Here is a 6,824-nt window from a genome sequence, read left to right as displayed (position 1 = left end):
GCCGCTGCGTCCTGCTGAGAGGAGCATCCTGCGCGGGGCTCAGCAGGACGCAAGGCTGAGCCGTGGCCGCTGCGTCCTGCTGAGAGGAGCATCCTGCGCGGGGCTCAGCAGGACGCAAGGTTCGACGGAGCGGAGGATCTCAGGCCAGGCCGAGTCGGGCGTGCGCCTGCTTCACGTGCGGCCCCAGCCGCAGCGACTCCGGGACCACCAGCAGGCCGCTGCGGAAGGCGAGCCCGGCGGCGCTCGCGGCCAGGTCGGTGGTCGGAATCCCCGGTAGCCGGTACATCCGGCGGGCCCAGCGGGGCAACATCGCGCCCGCGGCCGCGGTGAGCGCGAGCCACGCCGGCCGGGCGGGGGTGCCCAGCTGCACCAGCACCGGCATCGGCGGCCACAGCACGAATCGGGCGGCGTCCCGAGCGGCGGCGGTGGCACGCAGCTGCGGACGAACATCTCTGAAGTAGCAAGCCATCTGGTCCACCGACGTCGGCACCGTCGCCGGGTCCAGTCCCACGAGCGAGGCGCTCACCGTCTGCTCGGCGTAGTACCGGTCCTGCTCGGCGGCCGACAGCCGCAGGCCACAGCGCACCGCGGTGGTCAGGAACGACTCGGCCTCGACGCAGTGCACCCAGCGCAGCAGGTCCGGGTCGTCGACGCGGTACGCCTGCCCCGTCTCGGGTTCGATGCCGGCCAGGTCGCGGTGGATGCCGCGCACCCGGGCGGCGGCCCGCCGGGCCTGCTCCGTCGTACCGAAGGTGGTGACGCCGATGTAGTCCGCCGTCCGGAACAGCCGGCCCCACGGATCCTGCCGGAAGTCGCTGTGCTGCGCGACACCGGCCATCGCCAGTGGGTGCAGGGCCTGCAGCAGCAGCGCCCGCAGCCCGGACAGCGCCATCGTCGGGTCGGCGTGCACCCGCCAGGTGATGCTGTCCGGGCCGAAGAGCCCGGGGTCGGGGGACTCGGGCGGGGCGGCGATGGCCGTGGCGCGAATCGCGGGCCGGGTACGGGCTACTTCGAGATCGCCTCGACGGTTTCGCCCACGCGCCGGTCGTCGTCGTTGCGAGCCAGGTCGGCCTGGGCCAGCATGCCGACGAGCTTGTGGCCGTCGATGACCGGCAGCCGGCGCACCTGGTGCTTCTTCATGGTCTCCATCGCCTCCTCGACCGAGTCGTCGGCGCCGATGGTGACGACCTCGCCCTGGATCAGGTCGATGACCTTGGTGGTCTGCGGGTCCTTGCCGGCGGCGAGCACCTTCACGACGATGTCGCGGTCGGTGATCATGCCCTTCAGCTTCTCGCCGTCGCAGATCGGGACGGAGCCGTAGTCCTGCGTGGCCAGCTTCTGGGCGACCTCCATCACCGTGGTGGAGGTGTCCACGTAGTCGGCCCCCGCCGTCATGATGTCGCGTGCCTTGGTCATGGGATTCTCCTCACGTCTGGGTGCCGGATCGCCTTGTCCCCTGCCCGTTCTGCAGACGGCGATGCCTGCTCGCGCGGCCGGATGACGTGCGGGACCACCTTGCGGTCACGCCTGGCTCGGACTGGCCCAGGACCCGGTGCCCATCGTGCCGGTTTGAGCCGTGACCGAACCGTCGGCGGTCGCCCGGGTGTGGTAGCGACCGGCATACCGCCTCTGACCTGCGCCTTCACCCACAGAAGCGATTGAGCGTCGCCGACAGATGCCGATGTGGGTACCGTAAAGACATTCCCGAGAGTTCCCCCTACGACGACACGTCAAGAACGTCGGTATCGATCTTTCCCGATGGAGAGCAGTGACCCATGGCGCCCGTTGAGCAGCTCCTGCCCGGGCACTTCGAGCCCTACGACGAACAGTCCGAGGAGCACCGCATCCTGATGGCCGCTCTGGCGGAGCTGCCGGACGAGACACACCAGCGCATCCTGGCCGACATCATGATGACTGCGCGACGCTGTCGTGAGACGCAGGATTACCAGCCCTTGGACCACCTCACCACCAGCGTGTACGCGACCGCTCTGCTTCGCCGGAACCCGGAATACCTGGCGGCTCTCGAACTCGCCGACAACGCCGAGGCCGAAGGCCCCCCTCAGACGAAATCGACGTGGCCGGTCTGATGACCCGGCTGCGTGACCAGCAGTAGTGGCCGCCCTCGTCGACTCGACGGATGGGCGGCCGTAGCAGCCTGGCTCGACACCGCTGTCCCCGAAGATCGTCGACCCACCGTAGGAGCGTGTCCGTTTGTACGTCGCCATCAACGTCCTGACCGTCCCCGAGGGGGCCGGCGCCACGCTCGAGCAGCGGTTCGCCGCCCGTCGGGGGGCCGTCGAGTCCGCCCCCGGCTTCGAGCATTTCGAGTTGCTGCGCCCTGTCGAGGGCACTGCGGACTACCTGGTCTACACGCGGTGGCGCAGCAAGCAGGACTTCACTGCCTGGCGGGAGTCCCAGGCTTTCGGCCAGGGTCACGCGCAGGCCGGTGACAAGCCCGAGGGGAGCCGGCCCGCGGCCAGCGGTGCGACGCTGTGGGCCTTCGAGGTGGTGCAGGACAGCAGCGGCCCTGCCTAGCAGCGGCCCCGCTCGTCACATCGGCCCATTCACGGTCAACAGGGTCTCGTTCATGATCGACGCGGGGTCCGCAGCCGGTGCGCCAGCCGGTGGCGCCACCGGATCCCTGCGCAGGATCAGTCCTCGTAGAACGCGAGCAGGGCCTTGGCCGTCGCGTCGGCGTTCTCCATCGCGGGGGAGTGCAAGGCGTCGGGCACCACGACATGCTCGGCGCCGAGCCGCGCTGCCATCTCGGCCTGCAATGCGGGCAGCCAGGCATCATCGGCCTCCCCGTGCAGCACCAGCACCGGGACTCCCGTCGCGCGCAGCTCGTCGACCCGGTCCGGCTCGCCGGTCAGCGCGTCGGCCATACCCAGCAGGGCGTGCGCGCTCGAGGCCAGCATCCGGTCGCGCAGGAACGCCTGGGTCGAGGCGTCCAGGGTCAGCCAGCGCTGGTCGGCGGCGTTCATCGCGTCCATCGCCTCGACCAGCGCGGGCATGCCCTGCTCGAGCAGCGGGCGCATCAGCGGGAACACCGCCACCCGCGGCCCGGTCAGCCCCGCCGGCCCGGAGCCCATCAGCACCAGGGAGCGGAAGGCCTGCGGCCGGGTGAGCACAGCCGTGCGGGCGACCAGCCCGCCGAAGCTGTGCCCCAGCAGATGCACCGGCGTGTCACCCAGCTCCTCGACGACGGCCAGCAGGTCCGCGCCCAGGGCAACGGTCGTGTACGCCGACAGCTCCTGCGTCCCCGGTGACTGGAACTGGCCGCGCTGGTCCAGGGCCACGACCCGCAGCCCGGCGTCGGCCAGCGGACGCAGCAGCCGGCGGAAGTCCTCCTTGCTGCCGGTGTAGCCCGGCACCAACAGGACGGTCGAGCGGGGTCGTCCCGCGGGCTCGCAGACGAGGGCAGCCAGGGTCGTCCCCGGCACCGGGAAGCTCTCCAGCCGGACGTCGAGGTCGGCGCAGATGGGGTGCAGGGCCACGCCGTCAGGTTAGGCGGCGGCCAGTCGCGCTGCCTGCACGAGGTAGAGCACGCCGATCCCGGTGACCACCCAGCGCGTCCACGACGTGAAGGAGGTCTCCGAGATCCGGTCCAGCAGGCGACCGCCGAGAGCCGTGCCGAGCATGGAGAGCGGCACTGCCGCCAGCACCAGCCCGTACGGCACCCCGCTTGCGCCGGCCAGGCCGCCGTAGACGACGACCTTGGCCAGGTGCGACAGGACCTGCGTCCCGGCCTTCGTGGCGACGACCGCGTGCCGCCCGAGCGTCGTCCGTACGAAGAACACGTCCAGGAGCGGGCCGGCCACGCCGGCGACCAGATTGAGCGCCGTCACGAGAATTCCGGCCGCGACCGCGTGCGGCGGCCGGCTCGCGTCAAGGGCCAGCCACCTGTCCGGCAGCCAGACCAGGCCCGGTACGAGGCCGAGCAGCAGGTAGGTCAACGGCGTGGACGGGGTGTAGGCCAGCAGATGGACGGCGCCGGCGGCCGCCGTCGCACCGGCGGCATACCAGCCGACCACCGCCCAGTGCAGGTGCCGGCGTTGCAGGAAGGCCCGCCAGCCGTTGCTGACCAGTTGCAGCAGGCCGTGCACCACGAAGGCGATTGCCGCAGGCAGGACCAGCAGCAGCGCACCCATGAGCAGGAGCCCGCCGGCCATGCCCAGCACCCCGGAGACGGTCGCGGTGACCAGCGTCGCGAGGAGTACGAGACCCGCGGCGGCCAGGCTCATGCATGCCGTGAGGTCGGATGCAGACGCACGTCGTGCACCTGGCCGTCGCGCAGCTCGAGCGTCAGGAAGGTGCAGGTGGGCTGCCGGCGCCGGTCGGTCGGCGAGCCCGGGTTGAGCAGCCGCAGCCCGCCCGGCGTGGTGCTGTCCCACGGGATGTGGCTGTGCCCGAAGACCAGCAGGTCGACGTCCGGGTGCGCGAGGTCGGCGCGTCGTTCCCGGCCCGCCGCGCCGCCCGTCTCGTGCGTGACCGCCACCCGTACGCCCTCGAGCGTCGCGTGCGCCACCTCCGGCAGCCGGGCCCGCAGCGCCGGCCCGTCGTTGTTGCCCCAGCAGGCCAGCAGCGAGCGCGACCGGACCTCGAGCGCATCGAGCAGCGCGACGTCCACCCAGTCGCCGGCATGCACGACGAGGTCGGCCGTCTCGACCTGCGCCCAGACAGGGGCGGGCAGGTCCCGGGCGCGCCGGGGCACGTGGGTGTCGGCGAGCAGGAGCAGGCGCATGCCGCGAGTCTGCCGACCGGCGGACGGGCGGCGTGGCCAGGGGGCACCTGAAGCTGCGTCAGGCGGACCTCACCTGACGACGGTGACTGCATGGTCGTGGACACGGCGCGTCGCTCCGGAGTCGGGTGTGCTGTCCGGGGGGTGTGCACCACAGGTCAAGATTCCGGAAATGTTGACCGGTGGTGTAACAGCCGCTGCGCGGCACATGTCGAGGCGCGAGGAGCCCCGGCCTGCCGTCGGGCCGCAGAATGCGCCCGAAGATGCGTCGGGGGCGAGGCGCTACTCCGCGGCAGGAGCCGCCTCACCGGTGCCGCGGCCGCGGCCACGGCCGCCCCGGCGGCGACGCGGGCCCGCGCCCGCCCCGTCCGCGTCCGGAGCCGGGGCCCGGCCGGCGTCCGGAGCCGGGGCCCGGCTGGCGTCCGGAGCCGGGGCCGCCCCGGCGTCCGCGGAGCCGGCCACCGCCTCGAGCGCCGCACCACTTCCTCGGGTACGCCGGCGCGGGCTGCCCGTGCGCTTGGGGAGTGCGGGCGCGTCGTCGGCGACAGCCGCACCGGAGTCGTCCCGGCCGCCGCGGCCGGAGTCCCGACCGCCGTCGCGCCCGCCGCGGCCGGAATCCCGCCCGCCGCGGCCGGAGTCCCGACCGCCGTCGCGCCCGCCCCGGCCGGAGTCCCGCCCGCCGTCCCGCCCGGCAGGCCTGCGCCGGCCGGTCTCGCCCAGGTCCTCGACCTGCTCGGCGTGCAGCCCCGCGCGCACCCGGGCCGAGCGCGGCAGGGTGCCCTTGGTGCCCGCCGGAATGTGCAGGTCGCTGTAGAGATGCTTGGAGCTGGAGTAGGTCTCCACCGGCTCCGGGAACGGCAACTCGAGCGCCTTGTTGATCAGCCCCCACTTGGGCATGTCGTCCCAGTCGACGAACGTGACGGCGACGCCCTTGGCGCCGGCCCGGCCGGTGCGGCCGATCCGGTGCAGAAACGTGCTCTCCTCGTCCGGACACTGGTAGTTGATGACGTGCGTGACGTCCTGCACGTCGATGCCGCGGGCGGCGACGTCGGTGGCCACCAGCACGTCGATCTTGCCGCTGCGGAAGGCGCGCAGCGCCTGCTCCCGGGCGCCCTGACCGAGGTCGCCGTGCACGGCGGCGGCCGCAAAGCCCCGGTCGGCCATGTCGGCGGCGACCTTGTCGCAGGTCCGCTTGGTCCGGCAGAACACCATCGTCAGCCCGCGGCCCTCGGCCTGCAGGATCCGCGCGAGCACCTCGCCCTTGTCCATCGCGTGCGCCCGGTAGACGAAGATCTCGGTGTCCGGGACGGTCCGCTTCTCCCCGATCTCCTCGGCCCGGATGTGCGTCGGCTGCTTCATGAACCGGCGCGCCATGGTCACGACCGGGCCCGGCATGGTCGCCGAGAACAGCATCGTCTGCCGCTCGGTCGGCAGCAGTTCGAGGATCCGCTCGACGTCGGGCAGGAAGCCCAGGTCCAGCATCTCGTCGGCCTCGTCCAGCACCAGGACCTGCACGTGCGAGAGGTCCAGGTGGCCCTGGCGGGCCAGGTCGAGCAGTCGACCGGGAGTGCCGACCACGACTTCGACGCCCTTGCGCAGCGTCTCGACCTGCGGCTCGAAGGCCCGCCCGCCGTAGATCTGCGCGATGCGGATGCTCCGGACGCTGCCCGCCTTCTCGATGTCGGTCGCGACCTGGACGGCCAGCTCGCGGGTCGGCGCGACGACCAGCGCCTGCGGCCGCCCGTCCGACCCCTCCGCCTTGCTCTTCACGCGCTGGAGCAGCGGCACGCCGAAGCCCAGCGTCTTGCCGGTACCGGTGCGCGCCTGACCGATCAGGTCGTGACCGGCCAGCGCGATCGGCAGGGTCATGGTCTGGATGGCGAAGGGCGTCGTGATGCCGAGCGCTTCGAGCGCCTGGACGGTCTCGGGCAGGGCGCCGAGCGCGGCGAAGCCGTTGGCGGGGGTCTCGGTGGTCAGCGGAGTGCCTCTCTTGCGTCGCGCCGACCGACGACAGAGGCGGGCTCGCTGCGGGTCTCGGGAGAGCCCGGCGCGCCGGCGGGACTGCGGTCCACGCACACGGTCG

8 protein-coding genes are annotated in these 6,824 nt (G+C 72.5%); 2 read left to right on the top strand and 6 right to left on the bottom strand.

Translation table 11 applies throughout. The annotated features are described in order from the left end of the window. Positions 1 to 139: 139 nt before the first annotated feature. Both WD794_09915 and WD794_09910 read right to left on the bottom strand, forming a co-directional pair. Positions 140 to 910: an oxygenase MpaB family protein gene (locus tag WD794_09915; protein MEX2290628.1), complete on the bottom strand. Its 771-nt coding sequence runs from the start codon at positions 908 to 910 to the stop codon at positions 140 to 142. 95 nt (positions 911 to 1,005) lie between these two features. Next, on the bottom strand, positions 1,006 to 1,416 hold the full coding sequence (locus WD794_09910; GenBank protein ID MEX2290627.1) for a CBS domain-containing protein: 411 nt from the start codon (positions 1,414 to 1,416) through the stop codon (positions 1,006 to 1,008). A 359-nt stretch (positions 1,417 to 1,775) separates the two neighbouring features. Here WD794_09910 and WD794_09905 point away from each other — a divergent pair, with 359 nt between their 5' ends. Beyond that, complete coding sequence (locus WD794_09905; GenBank protein MEX2290626.1) at positions 1,776 to 2,087, top strand: hypothetical protein; 312 nt, start codon at positions 1,776 to 1,778, stop codon at positions 2,085 to 2,087. Positions 2,088 to 2,211: 124 nt separating this feature from the next. Further along, complete coding sequence (locus WD794_09900; GenBank protein ID MEX2290625.1) at positions 2,212 to 2,535, top strand: antibiotic biosynthesis monooxygenase; 324 nt, start codon at positions 2,212 to 2,214, stop codon at positions 2,533 to 2,535. Between the two features lie 116 nt (positions 2,536 to 2,651). On the opposite strand, the gene WD794_09895 is transcribed toward WD794_09900, so the two are convergent. The 4 genes from WD794_09895 to WD794_09880 all read right to left on the bottom strand — a co-directional run bounded on the left by WD794_09895 (position 2,652) and on the right by WD794_09880 (position 6,718). Then, complete coding sequence (locus WD794_09895; protein MEX2290624.1) at positions 2,652 to 3,497, bottom strand: alpha/beta hydrolase; 846 nt, start codon at positions 3,495 to 3,497, stop codon at positions 2,652 to 2,654. 9 nt (positions 3,498 to 3,506) lie between these two features. Continuing rightward, complete coding sequence (locus WD794_09890; protein ID MEX2290623.1) at positions 3,507 to 4,244, bottom strand: TSUP family transporter; 738 nt, start codon at positions 4,242 to 4,244, stop codon at positions 3,507 to 3,509. Next, on the bottom strand, positions 4,241 to 4,744 hold the full coding sequence (locus WD794_09885; GenBank protein MEX2290622.1) for a metallophosphoesterase: 504 nt from the start codon (positions 4,742 to 4,744) through the stop codon (positions 4,241 to 4,243). Before WD794_09885 ends, WD794_09890 begins: the two co-directional genes overlap by 4 nt. A 279-nt stretch (positions 4,745 to 5,023) precedes the next feature. Continuing rightward, entirely contained in the window at positions 5,024 to 6,718 is a 1,695-nt protein-coding gene (locus WD794_09880) for a DEAD/DEAH box helicase (protein ID MEX2290621.1), read from the bottom strand. Positions 6,719 to 6,824: the final 106 nt, after the last annotated feature.

It is taken from the genome of Mycobacteriales bacterium, assembly GCA_040902655.1.
Taxonomy (GTDB): Bacteria; Actinomycetota; Actinomycetes; order Mycobacteriales; family SCTD01; genus SCTD01.
The sequence above is the reverse complement of the archived record's forward strand: the minus strand, read 5'-3'. Positions and strand labels throughout refer to the sequence as shown.